Source organism: Pseudarthrobacter sp. rb (genome assembly GCF_056389225.1).
Genome location: NZ_JBWJAR010000001.1, coordinates 290,183 through 315,251, shown reverse-complemented (window position 1 = coordinate 315,251; position 25,069 = coordinate 290,183). Strand labels below are relative to the sequence as shown.

The following is a 25,069-nucleotide window of genomic DNA, read 5'->3' as shown; positions in this document are numbered from 1 at the left end:
GTTATAAAGCAGCCAACATTTTTGCATACCAGGTATGCAAATGAGAGTGCCACAGAAGAGTGGAATCAGGCCCAGGATCCGTATGCCCGCACCGTATTTTCGCTGATGGAGGTGCACAGGGCGGCGAGGTCGGAGCCTGTCAATTCTGCCATGGCGCGCACGGTGTAAGGGACCATATAGCTCGCGTTCGGACGCCCCCTGTGCGGGTGCGGCGTCAGGAAGGGAGCATCCGTTTCCACCATGGTGAGCTCCCGGTCCGCGACCGCGAGCGCGGCACGGAGGTTGGCGGCATTCCTGAAGGTCAGGGTGCCGGCAAAAGACATCCACCAGCCCTGTTCGTTACACGTCCGTGCCAGGTCCTCGTCACCGGAGAAGCAGTGGAACACCACCCTTTCCGGTGCACCTTCCTCCCGGAGCACACGGACCACGTCGCTGTGCGCGTCCCGGTCATGGATCTGCAGGGTGAGGCCGAGGCGCTTGGCGATGTCGATGTGGCGCCTGAAGGAGTACTCCTGGTGCCGCAGCCCCTCACCTTCCGTGCGGTAGAAGTCCAGCCCGGTTTCGCCGATGGCCCGGATGCGGGGATGCGCGGCCAGCTGTTCGATCTCGGCAAGCGCCGCTTCCAGTCCGCCCCGGGAGGCGTAGTGCGGAGCATCGTTGGGATGCAGTGCCACGGCTCCCAGGAGCCGTTCGTCCTGGTCCACCGCCTCCACCGTGAACCGCGAGGACTCCAGGTCGCAGCCCACCTGCACGGCACCCTGCACACCCACGGCCTCTGCCGCATCCAGTGCAGCCTTGATCCCCACTGGTCCCTTTCCTTCCGGGAAGTCCAGGTGGGTGTGGTTGTCCATGACCGGTACCGGCAGGGGCTCCGGCGCAGGCGGGAAATCCTTCCGGCGCCCGGCGTCGGCCTCCGGTTCCGCGTCTGCGGCGCGCACGCGGTAGGCGGCGGGAATCGACGAATTGCACATCCAACCAGCCTAACGGCCGAAGGCTCCCCATATTTGCCGGAACTCTCTGTCGGGCACGGCAGTTGTGTTAGTAGTCTGGAACGAAGACACGCGCACGCCCACCGAGGGGCGAAGGCAGGCTTGCTGTCACGTCCAGGTGAAAGCCGGGCTGAAAGGTTGCCGATGGAACCCCACCGACGCACTGCCAACAACGCAGGCGCACCGAACCTCAACCTGGCCGGCGTCGCCGATTCCGTCAGCCACCTGAACGGCCACCGGCAGGCAGCCATGGATTCCGGTGCCTTCCACGCAGCAGCGCAACGCATCCTGACCACTGTCAATACCGTCATCGACGGCAAGTCCGATGCCGCCAAGCTGGCGCTCACCGTCCTCCTCGCCCAGGGCCACCTGTTGGTGGAGGACGTGCCCGGCGTCGGAAAGACCCTGCTGGCAAAAACCCTGGCGCGGACCATTGACTGCACCGTCAACCGCATCCAGTTCACCCCCGATCTCCTCCCCTCCGACGTGACCGGGGTGTCCATCTACAACCAGGCTTCCAGGCTCTTCGAATTCCGGCCCGGCGCAGTGTTCGCCAACATCGTCATCGGTGACGAAATCAACCGTGCGTCCGCCAAGACCCAGTCGGCCCTCCTGGAATGCATGGAGGAGCACCAGGTCACGGTGGACGGCACGTCCTACAAACTCGATGAGCCGTTCATGGTGGTAGCCACCCAGAACCCCATCGAAATGGAAGGGACATATCCGCTGCCGGAGGCGCAGCGGGACCGCTTCATGGCCCGGATTTCCATGGGCTACCCGGACAAAGACGCAGAGATCGAGATGCTTGAGACGCACCAGGCGGTCTCGCCGCTGGCCACCGTCTCCCCCGTGGTCACCGCTTCCGATGTCGCCGCCATGATCGCCACCGTCCAGCAGGTCTACGTCTCGGATCCCGTGAAGGAATACACGGTCTCGATAGGGCGGGCCACGAGGGAAAGCCCGCTGCTGCGGCTGGGCGCGAGCCCCCGGTCCATGCTGCAGCTGCTGCGCGCCGCCAAGGCCACCGCTGCCTTGGACGGCCGCGATTTTGTGCTTCCGGACGACGTCGGTGATGTGGCCGAAGCCGTCCTGGCGCACCGGATTATCCTTGACCGGAAGGCTGCCGGCGCAGGCGAGACCCCGCACAGCGTCCTGCGCGGCATCCTGTCCCGGCTGCCCGTGCCCCAGGCGGCCCCGGGGCAGCCCAACCGGGCCGCGGCGGCCGCCGGCGGCAGGAACCGCTAGGGGCAAACCATGGCCTTCCTGCATACGCTCCCGAAGCACCTGTTCACCAGGCGCGGATGGGGCATGCTGGCGGCCGGCGCCTTCACGTTGGCGGCAGCCCAGGTCATGGGGCGCCGTGACCTTTTAACGCTGGCACTGCTGCTGCTGGTGCTCCCGCTCGTCTCCCTCGCCGGCGTCCGCCTGGTGAAACCCCGCTTCCGGGTCTACCGGGAATTCAACCCTTCCCCGGTGGAAACGTCGGCACCCGCCATTGTGAATCTTGCGGTGGCCAGGACCGGCCCCGGCAGCGGGCGGGTGGTCATGGAGGAGCGGCTGCCGGCACAGTTTGGCCAGGCACCTGCGTTCCGGTTCCCGTCCCGTTCCGCCACCGGCGGCACGAGCCGTTACGAATACCACCTCACGTCCAGGTATCGCGGGCAGTTCAGGATTGGGCCGGTAACTGCAGAGTTCACGGACCCCTTCGGCCTCTCGCTGCACCGGCGGCCCATTGACGACGGCGACGTCCTCACCGTGACGCCGGCCGCCGTCGCACTGCCTGCCACCGGGCTGGGCGGAGCGCGGGGCAACGACGGCGTCACCGCCACCCGCGTGCGTGCGAACCCCAGCGACGACGATGTCATGACCCGCGAGTACCGCCACGGGGACCCCATGCGGAGGGTCCATTGGGCGGCCACGGCCAGGCACGGGGCCCTGATGGTCCGGCAGGAGGAATCGGTCACCACGCCGGAAGCGACCCTCATCCTTGACCACCGTTCCGGCGCGTTTGCCGGCGGCCTTGGCACATCCATGCCGGGGCTTCCCGGCCACGATGGGCATGCGCCCGCCACCAGCGACACCTTCGAGTGGTCCGTTGTTGCCGCCATGTCCGTCAGCGCCCATCTGGCTGAGCGCAATTACAGCCTTCGGCTGCTGGATTCCGGGGGCGACCCGGCATTCCTGCACTCGCCCTCCTCTCCGGAGCCTGCGGCGGAAGAGTACAGCGGCGCATCCGGCCTGCAGTCGATCGCCGAGAGCCTGGCTGCCATCCATCTTTCCGGCACGCTCCACCCGCGGCGGGACGGAGCGCACCCGGACCTGCCCGGCACGAACACAGAGCGGCGGGCTGCTGCCGGGGCGCGGACGCATGCGGGCAGCGACCAGGGGCCGACGGCATTTGATGACCGCTTGATGGACAAGCTGTCCGCGCACCGCATGCGGGGGCCACTGATCGCAGTGTTGGGCCGGATTACCAAGGAGGAAGCAGCAGCCCTGGCACCGGCTGCAGCGTACGGGACCGATGCGTTCGCACTCCTTGCGGTGGAACGGCCCGCGGAGTTCCAGGATGTCCTCGACGTGCTGAGGCAGGGCGGCTGGCGGGCCGTAGCCGCGGCGCCGAAGACCCGGCTTGCTGCTGCCTGGGGCCAGTTCGCCCAGGACCCCGCCCTGCCCGTGGCGCCCGCATCGGAGGTCCGCCGGGGAGCGGGGGTGGCGAAATGACGATCGCACCGGCCCGGACGACCGGCTACGGACACCAGGCCCGGGACAATCGGCGGATTCCTGCGGGGCGCACGGGTACGGGCGCCTATCCCTGGGCCATGGCGGCGGCAATCTCTTTGGCGGTCTGCGGGGCGGCCCTGTCCCTGAACGGTGTCCTTCGCGGCTGGAACTGGTACTGGCCCGCCATGACCACCGTGCTGGCGGTGGCCTTCACGCTTGCCGTGCTCCGTTCCATCCGCGCCCAGCCGCTGCTGGTCACCGCCGGAGGGTTCGTGGTGCTGGGCGGCGTCCTGACCATGACTTTCTTCCGCAGCTCCAGCTTCCTTTGGGTGGTCCCCACCGGTGCCACACTGCCTGAGCTGGACCGGCTGATCCAGCGCGCCAGCGAAACCGTGCTCGCAGAGACAGCGCCTGTGGCGCCCAACGCCGGAATTGTCATGGTGGTCTGTGCCGTGCTCGGCCTGGCGGTCATTCTGGTCGATGCCCTGGCGGTGCCCCTGGGGATGCCGGCAGCTTCCGGCACCGGCCTGCTGGCCCTGCTGGTGGTCCCGGCCATGATCAAACCCCAAAGCGTGGGCGTCGGGAGTTTCCTTGCCACCGCGGCGGGATACCTGCTGATCCTTGCCTTCAGCCAGTGGTTTGCCCCGGACGGCAGGCTGCAGGGCGGATCGGCACGCAGTCCCGGACTGATGCGCCGCGCCGCGCTGACCGGGGCCGTGGCCCTGGCCGCCACCCTGGTGCTGCCACTGGCCATTCCAGGCTTCGACCGCGGCACCTTCCCCCAGGGGTCCAGACTGAATCCGTGGGGCGCCTCCACCGGCCTCAACCCGATGATCACCCTGGGCAACAGCCTGCGCACCCCTGACGGAAGCGGCAGGATCACGTATGCCACCAATTCACCCACGCCCCTCTACCTGCGCTCGGTGACCGTGGACAATTTCGACGGCGATTCCTGGGGCCCCGACGACCGCAACGCATCCCGGGTCCCTCTTGACGGCCGGATCGACCCCGGCTATCAAGTCCTCACCGACGAACAGGTGCGCCTGGTAACCGCCGTCGACGCCGGTTCCTTCACCAGCCCCTACCTGCCGGTCCCCTATGCCCCTGAAACCGTCCGGGGCCTGGGCGGCCAGTGGACCTGGGACCCGGCCACGCTGAGCATCAAGGGCACGGACACCACCACCCGGCGGCAGGAATACCTGGTGACCTCTGCCGTGCCCAAGCTCTCCGCAGCCCTGCTGGCCCAGTCCTCGGCTCCGGCACGCGGCATCCCCGACGTCTTCACCAGGATTCCGGGCAATGTGCCGGACATCGTCAAAACAACTGCACAGACTGTGGCCGGAGCCGCCGGGACGCCGTACCAAAAAGCCATGGCCATCCAGAAGTACCTGCGCTCGTCCGAGTTCACCTACTCGCTGCAGTCACCGGTGCAGGGCGGCTACGACGGCAACGGGCTCTCCGTCCTGGCAGACTTCCTGCAGCAGAAGAGCGGCTACTGCATCCACTACGCCTCAGCGATGGCAATGATGGCCAGGCTGGAAGGCATTCCGAGCAGGATCGCTGTGGGTTACGCCCCCGGCAGGCTGACTGGGGCCACCATAACGGTGGCCGGCCAGGGGCCCCTCCCGGAGTACGAGGCCGATGCCCGCGACGCCCACGCCTGGCCGGAACTGTATTTCCAGGGCCTGGGCTGGGTGCCCTTCGAACCGACCCCTTCGCGGGGGGTGGTCCCTGACTACGCCACAGAGACCTCAGCACCATCAGTGGCGGAATCGCTGGGCAACAACGACGGACTCATTCCCGACACCGTCCCGGTACCCGCACCTTCCCCCAGCGCAACGGCACAGGCCCTCCCGGGCGCAGGCGGAAGCGGCTCCGGCGATGGCGTGCCCCTGATGCCCTGGCTCCTTGGAACGGCCGGAGCGGTGGGCCTGGTACTGCTGGCCGCCGCCCCGCACCTGGTCCGCGCCGCCGCCCGGTCCCGGCGGCTGCACCCGAAGCGCCCGGACCTGGCCGTCCCGCTGGCGTGGAGCGAGCTCCGGGACCTCGGCACGGACTACGGGCTGCCCGCCGGAAACAGCGAGACACCGCGGGCCTACGCGGCCCGGTTCCGCAGCACACTGCTGGGCGAGCCCGGCGGTATGGACCAGGACGCCCACGAGGCGGTGGCCTCCCTCACCTCAGCCTTTGAGCACCACAGGTATGGACGTCCGGGCGCCGGTAGTTCCGCCGACTCAGTAGTCCAGGACCTTGCAGCCGGCATTTCCGCCGTGGAGGCGTCACTCCGCGCCAATGCCCCGCTGCCAAGGCGGTGGGCTGCTTCGTGGCTCCCGCCGTCGGTCACCCTGCGGCTGGGCCGCCTGCTCAGGATGCCGTTCAGCGCAGCCGGCCGTGCCATCCGCCGGGTGCCGCACGCCCGGACACGCTTCAGGGCAGCGCCGGACGACGGCGGCAGCAAGGCAGGCGGGGGCTGAACACACAGGTGCCGGCCGGGAAAGTCCCGGCCGGCACGTGTGGTTTTGCGGACTGCCGGGCCTAGCCGGCGTAGGGGTCGGCGATGCCGATGTACTGCGTGTAGAGGTACTCCTCGATGCCTTCCAGGCCGCCTTCGCGGCCCAGGCCCGACTGCTTCACGCCACCGAAAGGTGCTGCAGCGTTGGAGATGACCCCGGCGTTCAGGCCGAGCATGCCGGTTTCCAGCCGCTCGCCCATCCGGATACCGCGGTTGATGTCCTTGGTGAAGACGTACGCCACCAGCCCGTATTCCGTGTTGTTGGCCAGCCGGACGGCCTCGTCCTCGCTGCTGAAGGTGATAATCGGGGCCACCGGGCCGAAGATTTCCTCGGACAGGATCCGGGTCCCCTCGGAAACGCCGGAGAGGATGGTGGGCTGGTAGAAGTAGCCCGGGCCCTCCACGGGAGCGCCGCCCAGGACTGCCTTGGCACCGGAGGCGAGGGCGTCGGAGACCAGCTCGTGCACCTTGTCCCGGCTCTTGCCGTCGATCAGCGGGCCCACCTTGGATTCGGGTTCGGTGCCCCGGGCGGTAGTCATTTCCTTCATCTTCGCGGCGAACTTCTCGGCGAATTCGGCCGCCACCGACTCATGGACGATGAACCGGTTGGCAGCGGTGCAGGCCTCGCCCATGTTGCGGAGCTTTGCGGCCATGGCGCCGGTGACGGCAGCATCCAGGTCGGCGTCCTCGAAGACCAGGAACGGGGCATTGCCGCCCAGCTCCATGGAGGTGCGCAGAACGTTTTCGGAGGCATCGGCCAACAGGCGGCGGCCAACCTCGGTGGAGCCGGTGAAGGACAGCTTGCGGAGGCGGGAATCCTTGATCAGCGGTCCCGTGGTGGCCCCAGCCGTGGAGGTGGGGATGACGTTGAGGACACCGGCGGGCAGGCCGGCCTCCTGCATGACGGCGGCGAACAGCTGGGACGTCAGCGGCGTGAGGTTTGCGGACTTCAGCACCATGGTGCAGCCGGCAGCGACGGCGGGCGCGATCTTGCGGGTGGCCATGGCCAGCGGGAAGTTCCACGGGGTGATCAGCAGGCAGGGGCCTACGGGCTTCTTGGCCACCAGGAGGCGGGATTTGCCGTCCGGCGACACCGAGTAGCGCCCAAAGGCACGTACTGCTTCCTCCGAGAACCAGCGCAGGAACTCGGCCCCGTACGTCACTTCGCCGCGGGCTTCGGCCAGTGGCTTGCCCATTTCCAGGGTCATCAGGAGGGCGAAGTCTTCGGCCCGTTCCGTCACCAGGTCGAAGGCCCGGCGGAGGATTTCCCCGCGTTCGCGGGGCGGTACCTTCGCCCAGGACTCCTGGGCCGCCGCGGCAGCGTCCAGGGCCGCCGCACCATCTTCGGGACCGGCGTCGGCAATGCTCAGCAGCACCTTCCCGGTGGCGGGATCCTCGACGTCGAACGTCTTGCCGGACGCGGCGTCGCGCCACTCACCGTTGATGAGCAGCCCAGTGGGAACGGAGGCCAAAAGCCGGGTTTCGCGCTCGGCGGTAACGGCCGGCTGTGCAGTGACAGTCACGATGACTCCCTCGTCGGTAGGGTTGTGGCAGCCCGTCGCCGCGGCCGGAGTGACCGGGATCATGGGGCTGATTAACAGCCAGACTACTGCGGGCCAACCCCATGGTCTACGCCGTTGCGCACTGCGGAATCGCCGCCGTGCTGTGCAGCTGCACAGAGCAGCAGCACTGGCCCGGGAGTGGACCGGCCGGGGCCTTAACGGGCCTTAGCGGGCGGCGAGGACCGCTGAATAGAGCTCCCGCTTGCTGACCCGGACATCTTCGGCGACGGCGGCTACGGCCTCCTTCAGCCGGATGCCCTGGGCCACCAGTTCGTTGACGGCCGCAACGTGGTCCTCGGGCGTCCCGGCCGTCTGTTCGGGCGCGCCGCCAAGCACTACGGCAATCTCGCCGCGAACCTCGTTGTCCTCAGCCCACTGGAGGAGTTCGCCCACGGTGCCGCGGATGACTTCCTCATACGTCTTGGTCAGTTCGCGGCACACTGCGATGGGCCGGTCCGGGCCGAACCTCTCCCGCAGGGCCCGCAGCATGGCTTCAAGCCGGTGCGGTGCCTCGAAGAACACCATGGTGCGCCGCTCCCCCGCAAGGTCCGCGAGGCGCGAGGCCCTCTCACCGGCCTTGCGGGGCAGGAATCCTTCAAAGCAGAACCGGTCGGTGGGCAGGCCGGACAGTGCCAGTGCCGTGAGGACCGCGGACGGCCCGGGGACAGCGGTAACCGGAAGTCCCGCGGCGATGGCCCCCTCCACCAGCCGGAAACCGGGGTCTGACACCGCAGGCATCCCGGCGTCTGTGACCATCAGAAGCGTGCTGCCTGCACGGACCTGGTCCAGGAGCTCAGCCGTCCGGGTGGCCTCATTGTGCTCGTGGTAGCTGATAACGCGGCCCGCAACGGCAACACCCAGGCTTTGGACCAGGCGGTGGAGCCGACGGGTGTCTTCTGCCGCCACGATGTCCGCGGTGCCCAGCAGTTCCACCAGCCGGGCGGAGGCATCGCCGGTGTTCCCGATGGGAGTGGCGGCAAGGACGATCCGTCCCGCCGTCGAAGGGGCGGGCTCGGGAAGGGGGCTGGGGTTTGGGTCCACCCACCAAGCCTACTGCGGCAGGGTCTTCCAGCCGCAAAAGGTAGCATGGGGCTCGTGACGCAGACCTCGACGCGGCCCGCCGGGGCCGGGAAACCCAGCCCGGCGGCATCCCCTGCCGGCACCGGCGCCACTGCAGGGGAAGACGGCGGGAAAGCAGGCCGCCCCTGGATCAGCCGGCCGAATGAAGCGTTCACGGCCGAGGCGCTGAAGACCAGGCTGATCGGTACCGGACCATCCTGGCGCGACTACCCGCCGTCGCTCCGGCTCTGGTACATCCTGGTCCCGGTGCTCACGGCCGTGGCCGGCGGCCTCCTCCGGTTCATCCGCCTCGAAGTGCCGCACAAGCTGGTGTTCGACGAGACGTACTACGTCAAGGACGCCTACTCCTACCTCATCAGCGGCTACGAACGCAGCTGGCCGGACAAAGCCAATGATTCCTTCAACGCCGGGAACCCCGATGTCCTGCTGAACACTCCCGAATATGTGGTCCATCCGCCGGTGGGCAAATGGATGATTGCGTCCGGCATGTGGCTGTTCGGGCCGGAGAACCCCTTTGGCTGGCGCTTCGCGGCAGCACTCACAGGCACCCTCACCGTGCTGCTGGTCTCCCTGATCGCCCTGAAACTGTTCCGCTCGCTTCCCCTGGCGGGCGCCGCGGGGCTGCTCCTCGCCGTCGACGGCCACCACCTGGTGATGTCCCGGACGTCGCTGCTGGACATCTTCCTCACGTTCTGGATCCTCGCCGCCTTCGGTGCCCTGCTGATGGACCGCGACGATGGGCGCCGCCGCCTGGCGGCCCGGCTGGCACGCGCCGCTGCCGCGAACGGCGGACAGCCACCGGCCGGCGCCCTGCTGACGGGCCCATGGCTGGGGGTGCGCTGGTGGCGGGTTGCCGCCGGGGTCTGCATGGGCCTGGCGGTGGGAACCAAGTGGTCGGGCCTGTTCTTCCTGGCCGGCTTTGGCCTCCTCACCGTGCTCTGGGACCTCAACGCCCGGCGGGTGGCGGGCATGCGGGGCTGGATCAGCGGCGGAGCCATCCGGGACGGCATCCCGGCGTTCCTCGGCATGGTCCCTGTGGCAGGGATCGTCTACTCGGCGACCTGGACAGGCTGGTTCCTGTCGGACAACGCCTACTTCCGCCATTGGGCGGAAAGCAACCCTTCGGCAGAATGGGGATGGCTCCCGGACTCCGTGAGGTCCCTTGTCCACTACCACCTGGAAGCGTACAACTTCCATCAGGGCCTGAGTTCGGAGCACCCCTACCAGGCCAGCGCCTGGAGCTGGCTGGTCATGGGGCGGCCCACGTCGTTCTTCTATGAATCCCCGCCCCAGGGCACCCCGGGCTGTGACGTGGACAAGTGCACCTCCGCCATCCTGTCGGTCGGGAACCCGCTGATCTGGTGGCCGGCGGCCATCGCGCTGGTGGTCCTGCTGTTCTGGTGGGCGGGACGCCGGGACTGGCGCGCCGGGGCCGTGCTGGCCGGCGTCGCTGCGGGCTACCTGCCGTGGTTCATGTATCCGGAGCGGACCATGTTCTACTTCTACGCGGTCTCCTTTGAACCGTTCCTTGTCCTGGCCCTGGTGTACTGCCTGGGGCTGGTGCTGGGAAGGTCCTCGGATCCGCCGTGGCGCCGTCGCTCCGGCCTGTACTTGGTGGTCCTGTTCCTTGCTGCGGTATTACTGCTCTCGGCATTCTTCTACCCGATCTGGACCGCCGAAGTGATCCCGTACGTCGACTGGAAAGTCCGGATGTGGATGCCATCCTGGATCTAGGGCAGGATGGCAACAGAGACCTGATGGAGCCGCTGCCGCGGCGTGGCAGCGGAAACGGAGACCTGCTGTGAGAGAAGCGAGTACCGAACTGCTGGTTGAGCTTGACGCCGGCAGCAACGTGACGGACCTGCTGCTGGAGCAGCACGCCGCCAACCCGGCCCACGCCCTGTACCGGCGGAAGGGCCCCAACGGCTGGGTGGATGTCACCGCGCAGAAGTTCCTGCAGGACGTCAGCGCCCTGGCCAAAGGCCTCATCGCCGGCGGCCTGGAGCCCGGCGACACCGTGGCCGTCATGTCCCGCACCTCCTATGAGTGGACGCTGGTGGACTTTGCCATCTGGTTCGCCGGCGGCGTCACGGTACCCATCTACGAGACGTCCTCCGCAAGCCAGGTGCAGTGGATCATCCAGGACGCAGGAGTCCGCCGCGTCTTCGCCGGCGACCGCGCCACGGTCCAGCTCGTCAGCGGCGTGGTGGCAGGTTCCGCCGAGCTCAGCGACCGCCTGGTCAACGTGGTGCGGATGGATTACGACGGCGAGGCCCCGGACCTTGCCAGCCTCGCCGCTGCAGGCACCGGAGTCAGCGATGCCGAGCTGGAGCGGCAGCGAAGCCGCGCGGGGCTGTCCGACCTCGCATCGCTGGTGTACACCTCGGGCACCACGGGAAAGCCCAAGGGGTGCGAGATCACGCACGGGAACTTCGCCCTGGTGGCCCGGAACATCGTTGCGTTCCTGCCCGAAATCCTGCAAAAGGACCAGGCCCGCACCTTGATGTTCCTGCCGCTGGCCCACGTGCTGGCCCGGGCCGTCCAGGTGGTCTGCCTGGCCGCAGGGGCAACCCTGGGACACACCCCCGGTGCGGCGCAGCTGCTGGAAGACCTCGGCACGTTCCGGCCCACTTTCCTGCTGGTGGTGCCCCGTATCTTCGAAAAGGTCCGGGCAACGGCAGCGCACAAGGCCGCCGTGGCAGGCAAGGGGAGGCTGTTCGATGCCGCGGCAGCAGCCGCGATCGCGTACTCCCGGGAACTTGACCGGCAGAGCCGCGGCGAGGGTCCGGGTCCTGGGCTGCTGGTCCGGGCCCGGCATGCAGTGTACGACCGGCTGGTCTATCCGCGGCTGCGCCAGGCGCTGGGCGGAGAGGTGGGATACACCGTTTCCGGCGCCAGTGCGCTGGCGTCCGAGGATGCACACTTTTTCCGTGGCGTGGGCATTCCCGTCCTGGAGGGTTACGGGCTGACCGAGACCACGGCGCCCTGCACCGCCAACACGCCGTCCCGCACCAAGGTGGGAACCGTGGGGATCCCCATTCCAGGCACCACCATTCGCGTGGCTGAAGACGGCGAAATCCTGGTCAAGGGAATCGGCGTCTTCAGGGGCTACCACGGCAACCCGGCGGCGAACGCCGAGGCGTTCGTGGACGGCTTCTTCCGCACCGGTGACCTTGGTGTCCTGGACAAGGACGGCTTCCTCACCGTCACCGGCCGGAAGAAGGACCTGCTGGTCACTGCAGGCGGCAAGAACGTGGCGCCGGGGCCGTTGGAGGAAAAGATCCGCGCCCACCAGCTGGTGGGCCACGCGGTGGTGGTGGGCGACGGCAAGCCCTTCGTCTCGGCCCTGCTGACGCTGGACCCGGAAGGCGTTGCTGACTGGCGGTCCGAGCGTGGCCTGCCTCCGCTCCCCCTCAGTGAAGCTGCCGGTGACCCCCAGGTCCTGGCCGCCCTTCAGGAGGCAGTGGACCTTGCCAACCAGATGGTGTCCAAAGCCGAGTCGGTGCGAACGTTCAGGCTCCTGGACGCCGAATTCAGCGTAGAGTCCGGGCACCTGACGCCGTCACTGAAGCTGAAGCGGGCCGCCGTCGTCAAGGAGTTCCAGGCGGAGATCGCCAAAATCTACGGCTGATCCACCTTTTCCTGTTCCGCGTCCCCGCGCTTTTCCTGCGGTGCAACACCTCGGCGGCGTCGGGTGGGCCACGTGAGCACCAGCGTCACGATGGATGCCAGGAGCACCAGGGCGCCGATGCCGATGCCGGCGTCGATCCAAAACTGGCTGGGGAACAGCCTGATCAGGGTGTCGTCCAGGCTGAACGTCCAGGACCCGTCAGCGAAGAAGATCCGGTGGAACTCGGTGAAGAACTGCTGCCAGCCCAGCGCCGCCAGTGCGCCCAGGCCCAGGATGAGGACCAGCGTGATGATGGAGCCGGCGAAGAGGCCGCGCCGGACTCCGCCGGTGCTGCGCCTGCGCAGGTACAGGATTGCGATCAGTGCCAGGAGAAGCAGCAGCGCACCGGCGCCGAAGGTGGACATGATGACCGTCTTGACGTCGGCCATGTGGCTGACTTCGCCGTCCTTGAAGAGTTTTTCGCCGCCGCGCTGCACCAGATCGCCCAGGTACCTCGGGCCGGCCCAATTGAGGAGGTAGTCCACCGCGTAGGAGCCGTAGGTCATCCTGTCGTCGGTGCTGAAGCCATAGCCGTCGCCCGGGAAACCGGGACGGTTGTACTCCACCCAGAGGAAGAGCGGGGTGGTCACTGCGCGGACGGCAAGGATCAGGAGGATGAACGGGTAGATGATGGCCAGCAGGACCTGCATGACGCGGGGAGCCACAGGCTTGGCATTCGCGGCGCTTTCGCGCTGGGCGTTGCGGCGCTCCACTTCCTCCTCAGGGGGACGGACGTGCAGGGCGGAGGTGGGAAGGGGCTCGTTGAAAACCGGCGAAGCACTGCTGCCGGCATGCCCATCCGTGGACGTGGCGGCGGTCGACAGGCCGGCGCCGGCCCGGCCGGCAGCGGACGGGCCGGCAGCGGGATTTCCCGTGGCGGAGGATTCGACGGCGGCTTCCGCAGCCTTTCGGTGTGCACGGCTTTCGGGTTGGGCGGCCTTACCCTCCGCCACGGACTCCTGCCGGTCAGGCCTGTCGCCGAGGGGTTCTCCCCTGCCGGACTTGTCGCCGCCGGGTTCTCCCCCGCCGGACTTGTCGCCGCCGGTCTTGCCGCCACCAGTGGGCGTCAGCCAGGAGAACGCGGGCTCATCGGAGTCCCCGGACGTATCCAGCAAAGGTTCCGGCTGCGGCGCAGCGCTTTTGGCGCGGACCGGTGTTTCGTCATTCACAGCAGCGTCACTTCCGTTGGGTTCCGCACCGGCCCCATGCCGCCGGTGCAATCGATTCTGCTTTCGAGCCTACCGTCCGGGACTTCCGCTGGGCGAGGAACCACCCCGGCAGGATTACAACGATTCAGGCAGCGATTTCCGTGTAGCCCGCGTCTTCCCGGCGGAGGTCGCCGCGTTCCCCGGCGAGGAATGCGCGCCTGCCCCACACCAGGACGTAGATCCAGTACGCGGCGAGGACTGCCGCACCGATGCCGATCCTGGCCCAGGCAGGCAGCGGACTGGGCGTGACAAAGCCTTCCACCAACCCCGAGACGAACAGTACGAAGACCAGCCCCACGGCCACCGTAACCAGCGACCGGCCTTCTTCCGCGACCGCCCGTCCCCTGGTCCGCGGCCCGGGCGAGACCATGGCCCAGAAGATCCGCAGTCCCGCGGCCGAGGCAACAAAGACGGCGGTCAGCTCCATCAGTCCGTGCGGCAGGATGTAGCTGAAGAAAACGTCCGATTTGCCGGCGGACGCGAAGATTCCGGCGGCAATGCCCACTCCCTGGGCATTGCCGAACAGGATCATCGGCACCCAGACCCCGGTGATCCCCAGGGCCACGGCCTGGGCACTGATCCACGCGTTATTGGTCCATACGGCTCCGGCGAAGGACGCTGCAGGGTTCTCCGAGTAGTAGTTGATAAAGTCCTGCTCCACGTACTGGGCGGCGGCGGTCTCAGAGGCTACGGCCCTGAGTGCCTCCGGTGACGTCCCGATCCATGCCGCGTACGCCGCGGCGATGAGGACGAAGGCTGCTCCACACGCCAACGTCAGCCAGGTCAGTCGGTACAGCGCAGCCGGCAGTGCCACCACGAAGAACCTCGCAAGGTCCGCCATGGCGTTGGACCGTGCACCGGTAAAACGCGTCCTGGCCTGGGCAAGCGTGGCGGAGAGGGATGCCGACAGCCCGCTTTCCGGGGCCACGGAACGGACCAGCGACAGGTGGCCGGACGTCGACTGGTACAGCGCCAGCAACTCGTCAGACTCGGCGCCGGTGAGCCTGCCTTTTCCCGCGAGCTCCTGCAGCCGCGCCCATTTGTCCGCGTTAACGGCGGCGAAGGCATCCATGTCCACGGCTACAGCCTAGCGCCCGGCATTAGACTTTGACCGTCCGCACCATCGGACGGTCCATACCAGCAGCTGCGAAGGGCGGGGACGCAGTGTGAGCCAGATAATCACCGGCGAGGCAGTAGTACTCGAGCTGCGGCCCGCGAGCTTCGCTGCCCGGGCCCTGGGCCTGGTCATCGACGTCGTCGTCCATGTGGTCCTGCTCGTGTTAATCATGATTGGCCTGTCCGCCGCCGGCGCTGACCTGGACGATGCAGCCGCGCGCGCCCTTGGCCTGGCCGCCGTCGTTTTCTGCCTGGTGATGGTGCCGGTGGGGGTGGAAACACTGAGCCGGGGCCGGTCGCTCGGCAAACTGGCCACCGGCCTGCGGGTGGTGCGTGAGGACGGGGGCGCCATCCGCTTCCGTCACGCCGTGATCCGCGGGCTGACCGGATTCCTTGAGATTTACCTGACGTTTGGCGGGCTTGCCCTCGCCGTGGCACTCTTCAACGACAAATCCCGGCGGCTCGGCGACCTGCTCGCCGGCACGTACGCTGTGCGCAGCCGGGTTCCCGCGGAAGCGGCCGTCCGGGTTTTCGTGCCGCCGTACCTGCAGTCCTGGGCTGCCGCGGCGGACATTGGACGTATCCCCGACGCCACGGCGCGCAGGGCCGCCCAGTTCATCCGCCAGGCCGGGCGGATGGCTCCGCTTTCCAGGGCAGGGATGGCCCAGGCGATCGCCGAGGAACTGTCGGCCCATGTGGCACCCGCCCCGCCAACCGGGACCGGTCCCGATGACTACCTGGCCGCCGTCGTCGCTGAACGCCGGAACAGGGAGTACACCAGGTTGACGCAGTCACGCCGGCGGAACACGGAGACAGGCCAGCGGCTGCAGCGCCTGCCCTTCGCCGATTGACTCAGTTGTCGTACTCGCTCCACGGAATGTTCCAGTCGCCAAACCCGTCGGTGTTCGCAGCATAATCACCCTCGGTATTGATGATCTGGACGACGTCACCGGTTCCCATGTTGTCGAACACCCAGGCTGCCCCGTCCGGGAGGAACCCGATGCAGCCGTGGGACACATTGGTGTTCCCGATGTACGGATAGGCGGACTCGAGTGCCTGGTGGATGTAGGCGCCGCTCAGGGTAAGGCGGATGGTGTATTCGACGTCGGCCTCACCGTAAAAGGCGGGGTCACCCGGTTTCAGGCCGATGCTGGCAGCCCTGAAGTGGTCGAACCGGTTCTTTTCCATCAGCACCGCGTATCCCTTGGCGGAAGGGAAGCGCTTGTCCCCCATGCTGACGGGCAGCGTCTTGACGGGCTGGTCGTTGACGCTCAGCGTGAACGTGTGGGCTGTGGCGTCCGCGACGGCCACCTTCTTGTCCCCAATGTTGACGTTCACCTTCTTGTTGAAGTTCGCGATCTGGCCGTTCCCAAGGTCGACGCCGAAAAGCTGCATGTCCATGGTGATGGTGGAGTTCGCCGCCCAGAAGTTCTCGGGCCGGTACCGGACCATGGTGTCGCTGTACCAGTGGAAGGCTCCGGCCTGTCCTGCCGTGGTGGTGACCTTGATGGCCTTTTCCACGGCGGCACGGTTGGTCACGGGCTCGCTGAAGATGATCTGCAGGGGCTGGCCGACGCCAACCTTCATGCCGTTCAGCGGATAGATGGCGGCGTCCGCCTCATGCGAGCTGGAGACGGTGTTGAAGGACTGGGTGGTGCTGGTTTCGCGTCCTGCAGTGTCCTTGACCACGTACGTGTAGCTGTACTCGGTGTTGAACTCCAAGGGAGCGGTGGCGGACCACGACGTCCCACTGGGGTCAATGCTGCCGTCAATGGTCTTCCCGGCAGTGCTGGCGAGGGTGACACGCTGGATGATCCCGTTGCCTACCTTCAGGGACACCGGGGCGGCGGGATTGACCTGCTTGGCACCGTTGGCCGGGGCGGCGTCAAGCTTGACCGGCGGCACAACGGGCGATGCGATGCCCGGCGATGTCCGCAGTGCGGAGCCTGCCTCGGATTCAAGGGGTCCGCCCGCAAGGCCTGGAGCGACAGCGGCGAAAACCCCGCCCACGGCAGCCAGGACACAGACGGCCGCCACGGCAAGGACTTTCTTGGTGGTCCCCTTGCGACGGGGCTTTACATCAGGCTCCATGTTTTCGATCCTACGTGCAGAAAATAACGGCCCGGGCGCTTGAACGCGCCCGGGCCCTTACGTCTCAGTAACGATAGTGGTCAGGCTTGTAGGGGCCGGCCACATCGATGTCCAGGTACTCCGCCTGGTCCTTGCTCAGTTCGGTGAGCTCAACGCCCAGGGCGTCCAGGTGCAGCCGCGCCACCTTTTCATCCAGGACCTTGGGCAGGACGTAGACCTTGTTCTCATACTCGTGCTGGTCCCGTTTGGTCCACAGCTCGATCTGGGCGATGGTCTGGTTGGCGAAGGAGTTGCTCATGACGAATGACGGGTGGCCCGTGGCGTTGCCGAGGTTCAGCAGGCGGCCTTCGGACAGGACGATGATGGACCGTTCGGTGGCGGTGCCTTCATCGAAGACCCATTCGTGGACCTGCGGCTTGATTTCGACCTTTTTGACGCCCGGGATGCGGGCCAGCCCGGCGATGTCGATTTCGTTGTCGAAGTGGCCGATGTTGCCCACGATCGCTTTGTTCTTCATACCGGCCATGTGCTCGGCCAGGATGACGTCCTTGTTGCCCGTGGTGGTGATGAAGATGTCGCCCTGCGCCAGGACGGATTCCAGCTTGGCCACCTGGTAGCCGTCCATGGCTGCCTGCAGCGCGCAGATAGGGTCAATCTCCGTGACGATCACGCGCGAACCCTGGCCGCGGAGGGCCTCGGCGGCACCCTTGCCCACGTCGCCATAGCCACACACGACGGCGACCTTGCCGCCCATGAGCACATCCGTGGCCCGGTTGATGCCGTCGGGCAGGGAGTGGCGGATGCCGTACTTGTTGTCGAACTTGCTCTTGGTCACGGAATCGTTGACGTTGATGGCAGGGAAGAGCAGCTTGCCCTGGTCAGCCAGCTGGTACAGGCGGTGGACGCCGGTGGTGGTTTCCTCGCTGACGCCCCTGATCGTGGCAGCGGTCCGGGTCCACTTCTGCGCGTCTGCGGCCAGGGAACGGCGCAGCACGTCGAGGAAGATGCCGTATTCCTCCGAATCCTCGGGATCCGCGGACGGAACGTTGCCAACGGCCTCGAACTCCACACCCTTGTGCACCAGCATGGTGGCGTCGCCACCGTCGTCCAGGATCATGTTGGGACCGAGCTCGGGGTTGGTTTCGGCGCCGGGCCAGGTGAGGATCTGTTCGGCGGTCCACCAGTATTCCTCAAGGGTCTCGCCCTTCCAGGCGAACACCGGCACGCCCTGCGGATCCTCGACGGTGCCCTTGCCCACCACCACGGCTGCGGCGGCTTCGTCCTGGGTGGAGAAGATGTTGCAGGAGGCCCAGCGGACCTCGGCGCCCAGTGCCGTAAGGGTCTCGATCAGCACGGCGGTCTGCACCGTCATGTGCAGGGAACCGGCAATGCGGGCACCCTTGAGGGGCTGGGTGGGGCCGAACTCCTCGCGGAGGGACATCAGGCCGGGCATTTCGTGCTCGGCCAGGCGGATCTGGTGCCGGCCGGCTTCCGCCAGCGAGATGTCGGCAACTTTGTAGTCAAAAGTCATGGGTGGTCCTTTGCTTGGTCCGGGTCCTGGTCCAGTCCCCGTGCTGCTGTTTCTGTGCGTGCGGAGGCAGGCGAACTAGTGCCCTGCCGCAGCGGGATCGTGCTGGTCGGAACCTGCCGAGGCTGCTGCAGCCAGCAGCTCCGGAGGCAGCAGCAAAGGGATCCCGTCCTCGATGGCGTACCGGTTCCTGACGCCCGTATCCCCGGCGGCGGTGGCCACCAGCTCCTCCCCCTCCTGGACCAGGGGCGAGCCGGTCACGGGGCAACGCAGGACGGACAACAGCTCGGGACTGATCTTTGGCATTTGTTCATGCTCCCTGGCGGGCGCGCTCGCGCCGGTAGCGGAAAAGATGTGCAGCTTCCAGCCTACCGCCAGATGGGGCTCAGGAAGGTTCCCGGAGGACCCGCAGGTGCCCCCGACGTGCGCCTTCGGTGCCGGCCGGAGCTTCCAGGGCGGAATGGTGTGCCCGCTGGGCAGGCGCCTGCGGCTCCGGAGGGAGGGCGGCGGCGTCGCGAACAGCGTTGGCAAGCGCCAGCAGGTCATCGGGTCCCGGCTGCTGCGGGGTGGACGGCATTGCCAGGCGCAGTACTTCCCAGCCGCGGGGCACCGTCAAAGAATCAGCGTGCTGCTCGCAGAGATCGTAGCAGTGCGGTTCGGCGTAGGTGGCGAGCGGACCCAGGACGGCGGTGGAGTCCGCGTACACGTACGTCAGGGTGGCTACCGCCGACTGGCGGCAGGCAGACCTTGAACATTGACGGATAGCTCCCACGACATCACAGACTACCCCTTCGGCACCCAAAACCCGTGCATTGCAGGCAAGGCCCGACGCGCCCCCGGAGCAGAGGGGATGTATCGCGTAAATGCTCCCCCGGGTTTACAGTCGATGTATGCAGTCATCGAACCATGAATCAGGTTTTTCGGTCCGGTTGGCTGACCCGGATGCCCCCGCGGCATCGGGTGTGGAAACCGCCGGCAGGAGCTTCTCCAGGCGGCGCCGGAACCGGCACGGCCGCGGCCTCCGTGGCGAGGTGATGCTGCCCACCCATCCCGGATACCGCACGCGCGCCGACCGCTTCGACGACATGGTGCTGGACTCAGCCCAGCGGCTGCACGACATCTGGGGCAAGACCCTGGACGGCGTACGGTTTGGCGTGGATGAGATCCCGCCGGACCTCGAGCAGCTGGCCGCGAATGCGTCCACGCCACCCATGGGCTCCTACACACCCGCCGCGGGTGAGGACGGACCCATGATTACGCTGTACCGGCGCGTGGTGGAACAGGCGTGCTCCAGCGTCGAAGAGCTCCAGGACCTGGTCCACGACGTGGTGGTCGAACACACGGCGGAGATGCTTGGCGTGGCACCGGAGACCTTGGATCCCGTGTACCGCCGCCGCTACTGAACCGGCGCCGCCACGCAGAGCCCGGACCTCCGTCACCTCCTTAGTAGCGGGGGGCCGCCTTAGTAGCCCAGCGTGACCGGCACCGTTTCCTGGCCCGCAGCAGCAGCCAGGAAGGCCAGTGAGGAAACATCGTTGCGCCCATCCTGCCCCACGAGCACCGCTCCATAGGCGGCGTCACCGGAGGCGGAGACCACATAGCCCACCACGTCCGCGCCCTCGGCCTGGGCAGGAATGCTGATGGAGGCCGTGGTGCCGCCCGCTATGTCTGCGGAGGCCGCGGCACGCACCTTTCCGTCAGCCGTGATGGGGGCATAGGTAATGGTGGCCCTGGTATCCAGGACCCCGAACACCAGTTGGCGCTGGCCGCCCTTGGGGACTGGAACCACGTGCTGGCTGCCGAGCCGCACGGCCGATGCCGCCCACGCCACATCCGAGGCTTGTCCCGCCTGGAGCCCGCGGCTCATCCGTGCGGCGGCGAGGAAGGAGACGTCGGATGAGGCGGCTACCGTGTACTGCCCGGCGGGTACCCCGGCCAGCGACACCTCGGTGGTTGAACCGGCTTTTGCGGTGATGACGCCGCCGGAGGGAAGCGCGTGCTGGCCGTCCCGTCCGTACAGCTTGATTTCCACCACAGCATCGGAGGCGCCGGGAACGGTCAGTTCGAGGGCCGGCCCGGCGTCACGGTACCCGGGCTGTGCCGTCAGGGCAGCGAGTCCGGCTGGGTCCTGGATGTCCACTCCTGTCATCACCTGACGGACCGCAGGGGCAGTCCCGGGGCTGATGTAGTCCACCCCGCCCGGGGTAAGGCCGCGCAGGAAGCTTTGCTGGATCGAGGCTGCAACCGGTCCACCGGCGCTGCGGACGTGCACGCTGAGCTGGGACTCGTTGGGTGCGAGGCCGGCGAGGACTACGCTGCGTGTGGTGCCGGGGGCCACCAGCAGCCCCCGGCTGCCGGGCGCCTGGATTTGGCCGCCCGAGCCGAACAGTTCAAGGCTCACCGTGGCTGGTGTGCTGGAGGCGTTGGTCAGCGCGAGGATGGAGGTGCGGCCAACCGTGGTGCTGGCACCCGCCAGCCATTGGTCGTTCGAGGGTTGCACGCAGGTGGCCGCAGCACTGCCCTGCAGGTCGCCGTCGGTGGCCGTGTATTTCATGGCGCCCGCGGCGGACGCATTTTGGTTTGCCACGGCGTTGGCGCTCAGGACGTTCACCTGGTCCACGGTGCGGTCCGCCACCACTCCGGCACGGAGTTCCTGGGGGGCCCCGGGCGTGGGCGCCGGACCCGGGTCCTTGGCGATGTCGACGGCGGCCGTCCCATCCAGGTGCGCCATCCGGCTCCCCGGCAGCACACCTCCGGCGCTGAGCACTGCCGCACTGACCCGGGTTGCCGCAGTGGCCGATTCGGGCCGGAACTGGGCATCGGTGCCGGCCTCGGTGCCCTCCAGCAGCCGCGCAGGACCCGGGCACACGCCGAGGCTCGCCCCCGCGGGAACAGCGGCTTCGGCAGCCGGGACCGTCCGGCTGGAGGCAGGCTCGGGCATCAACGATCCGGCGGCCACTACAGCTCCGCCGCCGGCAAGAATCAGGACGCCTGCCGCCACTCCGGCGACGGAAGCGGCACGGCCCTTCCCGCCAGGCATCCGAGTGGAGCCGCTGCCGGACGTCTTCCGGCCGCGGCCGGCTCCGGTTTCCGCTACGGCAAGCTCTCCGGCGGAAGCGGGTTTCCCCTCCGGTGCCGGCTGTTGGGCGGGCAGCGGCGCCTCGGCAGCGTCCGGCGCTCCAGCGCCGGCCCCCGCCTTGGCAGCCGGTGGGGTGTGCTCATGCATGTTGGTGTTCCTTACGCAGGGAGCCCTCGTCCCGTGAGAGGCCGGTCCGCGGCCGCCGGGCGGGCATGGGGATTGCGAGGATGACGGTGAGCCCAATCACCACGATTTGGCTGGCAGCAGCCCAGAACGACCACGGGTTCTCGTAGCGGACCGTCAGCTGGCCGGCGGTCGCGGGGAGGGTGAAGGCCTGTGCCCAGCCGGAGGTGGTGGAGGTCAGCTTCCGCCCGTCGAGCCAGGCACTCCACCCGGGATCCGCCCGCTCGGCAAGTACTGCCAGGCGGCCTTCCGGTCCCCCAGGGACAGCTGCGTCGACGTCGTCGGTGCCGGAAGCGACCAACGCTGTGGCCGAACCGCCGGCGTCAACAATACGGACACGGTGCGCCACGTCGGCGGCCTGGAGGCTCCGCTGGTTCAGCGGGCTGATCCGCCACAGCCAGCCGACGTCGGTCTGCCCCACGGCCACCAGGCCGGGGACTGCGTCCATCCGGCTTGCGGTCAGCTGGGCGGCGGTATCCGCGGAGCGGAGCACCACGAAGCCAACGCCGAGCTGTTCGAGGTCGGAACGGGGATCCACGCCCTGCCCCGCAACCATGGTGGCTACAACGCGTCGGACGGCTGCGGTGACGTCGTCGTCGTCGCGCACTTCTTCAGCACCGGGGGCACCGATGATGTTTCGGGCGGAGGCGATGGCGGAGAGGCTGTCCAGCGTTGTGCCGGACCCGCGCATCAACGACGCGCTGAAGGTGCCGTCGTCTCCGGTGCTGAGCAGGAGGGTGCGCGTCTGTTCCGGACCGGTTCCGCGGTCTATGGCGGTGGCGGGAAGGGAGCGTCCGGTCGCGGCCTGCACCAGCCGCGCAGCACCCAGCGCTCCCCCGTTCCCGGACGCCGCAGCGGATGAAGCGGGTGGGACAGCCTGGGGTGCGGGTGCGGCAGCGGTGGCCGGACGCAGCAGGTTCTGCGCGGACCAGGCGGCCATGCCTGCCAGTGGCCCGGCCAGCAGTACCACCAGGCCGAGCGCCAGGACGGTGCGGGCCGCCGTCCCGGTCTTCGCGCCGTCACCGGAAGCCCGGTCGGCTGCGGACAGCAGTTGTTCGGCACCGAGGAGGGCGGCTGCAAGGAGGGCAAAGGACGCGGCGGACACTGCGGGTCCGGGGAATGGCGTCACCATGACATCCGCGCTCAGGCCGGTGGCAACGTGGCCTGCCAGCCAACCACCGGCCAGAGCAATGATGGAACCGGTCCAGAACCATCTGGCAGTCCGGGCGCGGCGTCCGGCGCTGAAGAGTCCCACAATGGCAAGGATCAACACCGGTCCTGCGATGAGCACGGCCAGCAGCAGGGCCCAGGGCGCTGTCCCGCCCGTGAAGGCCGCCAATCCCTGGAGGCCGCCGGCGGGGTCGAATGACAAGGGCTGGCCCAGGATTTGCTGCCACAGCGGAGCGGCGTCGAATCCCAGTGGGAGTCCCGGGTCGGCCAGGAGTGCACGCGGCCTGTCGAGTGTGGACAGTGCAAAGGGGACAAACAGGGCTGCGCTGGGCAGCAGCGCCCACCACACTGTCCGTCCGCGCCATCCCAGCAGGAGGCCGCACAGCACGACGACCACGGTGGCGGGGATGAGCAGGGAGGGCGCCGACGCGGTGGTGACCGCCAGCGCCAGGCCGGCAGCTGCGGCCGCTGTCCACGACGGGACTCCGTTGATGCCCGCCTTGGCCGGGAGTTGCTCACCAGCCGGGTAGATGGACGCCGCGGTGGTGCTGAACCGTCCGTGTCCAACGGCCGAGCCCGTTGCGCGCAGCAGGCCCAGGACGACCAGCGGCAGCATGATGTGCGCGATCAACGCCCCTGCCCGCCCCTGGTTCAGCGCGGCCTGGAGCGCCGGTGCGGCAGCCCAGAAGATTGCGGCCGCGAAACGGAGCCGGCGGCGTTCGGTCACCCCGCCGGCGGCGAACCACGCGGTGAGTCCGGACAGCGGGGCACCGAGCAGAAGCAGCCAGGCCATGGCGGCGTTGGCATCGCCTCCGCCGGAGAGGCCGATGACCCACAGGACATAGTCGAAGGGATCGCCTCGGCCGGGAAGGCCCGCACCCAGGCTGATCCACCAGCTGGAGGCGTTGTGCCAGATGTCCCCCAGCCCCGCGGACACGGGGATCAGGGCGCCGCCGGTTACAGCCTGGGCCCGGAACAGTCCTGCCAGCGCCAGCAGCGAGGCCACAGACGCGATGATGACGGCTGCCAGGGCACCGTTGCCCACCCAGCCGCGCTTGCTGGTGGCGAGGGCGGCAAAGTCGTCCGCGGCGTCGCCGGTGGGCTGGTGCGCGAGCGGATCCTGCACGAGGTGGTCGGCGCCTGACCCGTCGGATCCCAGCGCCTCCATCAAGGACCGGCGGTGGCTCCACACCTCACGGCGCGGGGTCTGGAGCTTGCGGATGACGGAGCGGCGGATGCGGCGCGTACGTTTGGCTGCCCGGCGGGCCTTGGCCACGGCCCTGGGCCGCCCCAGGGCGGCGGACGTGGCAAGAAGTTGGGAGATGCCGTGGCCGGGGTCTTTGACCACGATGCTCAGGACCAGCTTGAAGAGGCTGCCAAGCAATGCGCCGAGGCCATGGATGGGAACCATCCACAGCGGGCTGTGCTTCAGGCGCAGGTGGACCTGCGCCTTGCGGGCTGCGGATGGGTTGCCCAGGGCGTGCGGCCGGTGCGCCACATGAAACATCCTGGCCGCGGGCACCACCACCACGCGGTGTCCCGCCAGGCGGTTCCGCCAGCAGAAGTCGACGTCGTCGCCGCTGCCGGGGAGGGCGGGATCGAAACCGCCCAGGTGTTCCCAGACGTCGCGGCGCACCAGCATGCCGGCGGAATTCACGGCGAAGGTATCGGTGCGTCCGTCGTATTGGCCCTGGTCCATCTCATCGGCGTCGATGAGCGTAAGCCGCTCGGCCCACCTGCTGGTGGAAAGGCCCACGTCCATCAGTTTCCGCGGCGAATGCCAGTCCAGTTGCTTGCAGCCGGCAACAGTCACCGAGGGTGCGCGCTCCACAGCGCCCAAAAGTTCCGCGAGGGCTTCCGGCGCGGGCGCGGCGTCGTCGTGCAGCAGCCAGATCCACTCTGTCCGGCCACCGTCGGCGTTTCCGTCGAAGGGCACCAGCGCTGAAAGCGCGGCGGAGACGGCGGCACCCATGCCGCCTTTGCCCCGGGGTTGGCTGAGAACGGCGGCGTCGCCCAGGGCCTCCCTGAGGAGGCTGCAGGAATCGTCGCCGGAGCCGGTGTCGACGCCAACGGCACGGTCAGCCGGGCGGGTTTGGGCCGCCAGGGCTGAAAGGGTTCTGGGCAGATAGGCACTGCCGTTGTGGGCAACCACAACGGCAG

General features: G+C 68.1%; 18 protein-coding genes. 7 read left to right on the top strand and 11 right to left on the bottom strand.

Features of this window, described 5'->3' with window-relative positions; all coding sequences use genetic code 11:
- Positions 1–65: 65 nt before the first annotated feature.
- Entirely contained in the window at positions 66–971 is a 906-nt protein-coding gene (locus tag ACWRN3_RS01385; protein ID WP_476739671.1) for a TatD family hydrolase, read from the bottom strand.
- A gap of 162 nt (positions 972–1,133) precedes the next feature.
- On the opposite strand from ACWRN3_RS01385, the gene ACWRN3_RS01380 reads away from it, so the two are divergent.
- From ACWRN3_RS01380 to ACWRN3_RS01370, 3 genes are read left to right on the top strand one after another with little or no spacing between them, the layout of a single operon-like run.
- Entirely contained in the window at positions 1,134–2,234 is a 1,101-nt protein-coding gene (locus ACWRN3_RS01380) for an AAA family ATPase (protein WP_476739670.1), read from the top strand.
- Between the two features lie 9 nt (positions 2,235–2,243).
- Complete coding sequence (locus tag ACWRN3_RS01375; RefSeq protein ID WP_476739669.1) at positions 2,244–3,710, top strand: DUF58 domain-containing protein; 1,467 nt, start codon at positions 2,244–2,246, stop codon at positions 3,708–3,710.
- Positions 3,707–6,184 (top strand): transglutaminase TgpA family protein, encoded by a 2,478-nt coding sequence (locus tag ACWRN3_RS01370; RefSeq protein ID WP_476739668.1) that lies wholly within the window; start codon positions 3,707–3,709, stop codon positions 6,182–6,184. The genes ACWRN3_RS01375 and ACWRN3_RS01370 overlap by 4 nt, the downstream gene beginning before the upstream one ends.
- A gap of 61 nt (positions 6,185–6,245) precedes the next feature.
- Here the strand turns inward: ACWRN3_RS01370 and ACWRN3_RS01365 are convergent, their stop codons facing one another.
- Positions 6,246–7,745 (bottom strand): NAD-dependent succinate-semialdehyde dehydrogenase, encoded by a 1,500-nt coding sequence (locus tag ACWRN3_RS01365; protein ID WP_224025469.1) that lies wholly within the window; start codon positions 7,743–7,745, stop codon positions 6,246–6,248.
- Between the two features lie 204 nt (positions 7,746–7,949).
- Positions 7,950–8,825, bottom strand: a complete 876-nt coding sequence (rsmI, locus tag ACWRN3_RS01360; RefSeq protein WP_324644580.1) for a 16S rRNA (cytidine(1402)-2'-O)-methyltransferase — start codon at positions 8,823–8,825, stop codon at positions 7,950–7,952.
- A gap of 45 nt (positions 8,826–8,870) precedes the next feature.
- On the opposite strand from rsmI, the gene ACWRN3_RS01355 reads away from it, so the two are divergent.
- Positions 8,871–10,598, top strand: coding sequence for a dolichyl-phosphate-mannose--protein mannosyltransferase (locus tag ACWRN3_RS01355; RefSeq protein WP_324644579.1), 1,728 nt, complete (start codon positions 8,871–8,873; stop codon positions 10,596–10,598).
- Positions 10,599–10,665: 67 nt separating this feature from the next.
- Complete coding sequence (locus tag ACWRN3_RS01350) at positions 10,666–12,495, top strand: AMP-dependent synthetase/ligase (protein WP_324644578.1); 1,830 nt, start codon at positions 10,666–10,668, stop codon at positions 12,493–12,495.
- On the opposite strand, the gene ACWRN3_RS01345 is transcribed toward ACWRN3_RS01350, so the two are convergent.
- Together ACWRN3_RS01345 and ACWRN3_RS01340 are read right to left on the bottom strand one after the other, a co-directional pair.
- Positions 12,486–13,703, bottom strand: coding sequence for a TIGR01906 family membrane protein (locus tag ACWRN3_RS01345; RefSeq protein WP_324644577.1), 1,218 nt, complete (start codon positions 13,701–13,703; stop codon positions 12,486–12,488). The genes ACWRN3_RS01350 and ACWRN3_RS01345 overlap by 10 nt on opposite strands.
- Positions 13,704–13,827: 124 nt before the next feature.
- Complete coding sequence (locus tag ACWRN3_RS01340) at positions 13,828–14,820, bottom strand: stage II sporulation protein M (RefSeq protein WP_324644576.1); 993 nt, start codon at positions 14,818–14,820, stop codon at positions 13,828–13,830.
- A gap of 88 nt (positions 14,821–14,908) precedes the next feature.
- Here ACWRN3_RS01340 and ACWRN3_RS01335 point away from each other — a divergent pair, with 88 nt between their 5' ends.
- On the top strand, positions 14,909–15,709 hold the full coding sequence (locus tag ACWRN3_RS01335) for an RDD family protein (RefSeq protein ID WP_476739667.1): 801 nt from the start codon (positions 14,909–14,911) through the stop codon (positions 15,707–15,709).
- A gap of 1 nt (position 15,710) precedes the next feature.
- Here ACWRN3_RS01335 and ACWRN3_RS01330 read toward each other — a convergent pair whose 3' ends face one another.
- The 4 genes from ACWRN3_RS01330 to ACWRN3_RS01315 all read right to left on the bottom strand — a co-directional run bounded on the left by ACWRN3_RS01330 (position 15,711) and on the right by ACWRN3_RS01315 (position 19,249).
- A complete protein-coding gene (locus tag ACWRN3_RS01330; protein WP_255174883.1) occupies positions 15,711–16,949 on the bottom strand; it encodes a L,D-transpeptidase in 1,239 nt (412 codons plus the stop codon).
- A gap of 64 nt (positions 16,950–17,013) precedes the next feature.
- Positions 17,014–18,480 carry an adenosylhomocysteinase gene (gene ahcY, locus ACWRN3_RS01325; protein ID WP_324644574.1) on the bottom strand — a complete coding sequence of 489 codons (1,467 nt, stop codon included), beginning with the start codon at positions 18,478–18,480 and terminating at the stop codon, positions 17,014–17,016.
- Between the two features lie 75 nt (positions 18,481–18,555).
- Complete coding sequence (locus ACWRN3_RS01320) at positions 18,556–18,783, bottom strand: Trm112 family protein (RefSeq protein ID WP_159632512.1); 228 nt, start codon at positions 18,781–18,783, stop codon at positions 18,556–18,558.
- 79 nt (positions 18,784–18,862) lie between these two features.
- Entirely contained in the window at positions 18,863–19,249 is a 387-nt protein-coding gene (locus ACWRN3_RS01315) for a DUF3499 domain-containing protein (protein ID WP_159632513.1), read from the bottom strand.
- Positions 19,250–19,367: 118 nt separating this feature from the next.
- Here ACWRN3_RS01315 and ACWRN3_RS01310 point away from each other — a divergent pair, with 118 nt between their 5' ends.
- On the top strand, positions 19,368–19,880 hold the full coding sequence (locus ACWRN3_RS01310; protein WP_476739666.1) for a metallopeptidase family protein: 513 nt from the start codon (positions 19,368–19,370) through the stop codon (positions 19,878–19,880).
- Between the two features lie 59 nt (positions 19,881–19,939).
- Here the strand turns inward: ACWRN3_RS01310 and ACWRN3_RS01305 are convergent, their stop codons facing one another.
- Both ACWRN3_RS01305 and ACWRN3_RS01300 read right to left on the bottom strand, forming a co-directional pair.
- Positions 19,940–21,703, bottom strand: a complete 1,764-nt coding sequence (locus ACWRN3_RS01305) for a DUF5719 family protein (RefSeq protein ID WP_476739665.1) — start codon at positions 21,701–21,703, stop codon at positions 19,940–19,942.
- Positions 21,696–25,061 carry a glycosyltransferase family 2 protein gene (locus ACWRN3_RS01300; RefSeq protein ID WP_476739664.1) on the bottom strand — a complete coding sequence of 1,122 codons (3,366 nt, stop codon included), beginning with the start codon at positions 25,059–25,061 and terminating at the stop codon, positions 21,696–21,698. The genes ACWRN3_RS01305 and ACWRN3_RS01300 overlap by 8 nt, the downstream gene beginning before the upstream one ends.
- Positions 25,062–25,069: the final 8 nt, after the last annotated feature.